2 protein-coding genes are annotated in these 1,949 nt (G+C 66.8%); both read right to left on the bottom strand.

Annotation, left to right across the window (positions count from 1 at the left end; all coding sequences use genetic code 11):
* Positions 1-846: choline ABC transporter permease subunit (gene choW, locus G3N64_RS38990; RefSeq protein WP_205788878.1), on the bottom strand; the 846-nt coding region annotated here is incomplete at its 3' end.
* Positions 839-1,949, bottom strand: a 1,111-nt coding sequence (locus G3N64_RS38985; protein WP_241021439.1) for a glycine betaine/L-proline ABC transporter ATP-binding protein, incomplete at its 5' end; no start/stop codon positions are given. The genes choW and G3N64_RS38985, both read right to left, overlap by 8 nt.

Below are 1,949 nucleotides of genomic sequence, written 5' to 3'. Positions count from 1 at the left end.
GAACAGCGGCGCCTTCGCGGTGCCCGGCGCACGGCCGAAGCTCTCGGTGATGCGGTCGAGAATGATCGCGAGCAGCACGACCGACAGGCCGCTTTCGAAACCGAGGCCGATGTCGAGGCGCTGGATACTCGCGAGCACGTCGTTGCCGAGGCCGCCCGCGCCGACCATCGACGCGATGATCACCATCGACAGCGCCATCATGATCGTCTGGTTCACGCCCTGCATGATCGACGGCAGCGCATTCGGGAACTGCACCTTGTACAGCAGCTGCCACGGCGTGCAGCCGAACGCCTGGCCGGCTTCGACGATCTCGCGGTTCACGTGGCGAATGCCGAGGCTCGTCAGGCGCACCGCAGGCGGCATCGCGAAGATCACCGTCGACAGGATCCCCGGCACGCGGCCGAGACCGAACAGCATCGCGGCCGGAATCAGGTAGACGAACGCGGGCATCGTCTGCATCAGGTCGAGGATCGGGCGCACGATCGCGGCGACCCACTTGCTCTTCGCGGCCCAGATGCCGAGCGGGATGCCGAGCACGAGGCTGATGATCGTCGACGACAGCGTGAGGCCGAGCGTGATGACCGTCTGGTCCCAGAAGCCCGTCGCGAAGATCAGCAGCAGCGACGCGGTGGTGAACAGCGCGAAGCGCCAGCCCACCCGCCACAGTCCGACGCCGATGAAGATCGCCATCATCAGCCACATCGGGATCGCCTGCAGGCCGTGCTCGACGAATGCCGCGAGCCCCTCGATCGCTTGACCGATCGCGTCGAACGTCTTCGCGTCGTGGTCGAGCAGGTAGTGAACGGACTGGTCGACCCAGGTACCGAGCGGAATCATTTCAGACATGGGAGCCTCGCGAACGCGTGATGGCCTTCAGGATGAGCGCACGATCGACCGAGCCGCAGTAGCAGCCGTCGTCGTCGACGACAGGCAGTGCATTCGGGCTCGCGACCACGCGCGCGACGACATGTTCGAGCGACGCATCGCGCCGGATGCTTTCGATCGGCCGCACGGACGGCGTGGCCTGCCCGATCGCCTCGCGCGTGACGAAGCCGCGAAGCTTGCGTGCCGCGTCGAGCACGAACGCGTATTCGGCACTGCCGTTCAGCGTCGCCGCGACGTTCGCGGCATCGCACTTCGACATGATCGGCACGGCGCCCGTCTGCATCAGGTCGCCGGCCGTGAGATAGCGGCTGGTGTCGACGCCGTCGAAGAACGCGCGCACGTAGTCGTCGGCCGGGTTCGTGATGATGTCCTGCGGCGTGCCGACCTGCACGAGCCGGCCGCCTTCCATGATCGCGATGCGATTGCCGATGCGCAGCGCTTCCTCCAGATCGTGCGACACGAACATGATCGTGCGGCGTTGTTCCTTCTGCAGTTGCAGCAGCACGTCCTGCATTTCCCGGCGCTTGAGCGGATCGAGCGCGGAGAACGCCTCGTCCATGATCATCAGCGACGGGTTCACGGCCAGCGCGCGGGCGAGGCCGACGCGCTGCTGCATGCCGCCCGACAGTTCGGACGGCAGCTTGTGCGAGAACGGCGCGAGGCCGACCTGCTCGAGCACTTCCATCGCGCGGCGCTCGCGTTCCTTCTTGCCGACGCCCGCGACTTCCAGGCCGAACGCGGCATTCGACACCACGGAGCGATGCGGCATCAGCGCGAACGACTGGAACACCATGCTCATGTCCTTGCGGCGCAGCGCGGTCAGCGCCGAGCGGCGGGCCGACGCGACGTCGAGCCCGTCGATCAGCACCTTGCCGGCGCTCGGATCGACCAGCCGGTTCACGAGGCGGATCAGCGTGGATTTGCCGGAGCCGGACAGGCCCATCAGCACGAAAATTTCGCCTTCCTGCACATCGAAGGAGACGTTGTGCACGCCGACGACCTGGCCGGTGCGCTTCAGCACCTCGTCCTTCGTCGCGCCGGCGGCGAGCATGTCGAGCGCCTGC

The sequence above is a fragment of the Burkholderia sp. Ac-20344 genome (genome assembly GCF_017104975.1).
GTDB lineage: Bacteria > Pseudomonadota > Gammaproteobacteria > Burkholderiales > Burkholderiaceae > Burkholderia.
Note: the sequence above shows the minus strand (reverse complement) of the source record. Positions and strands in the feature narration are given on the sequence as shown.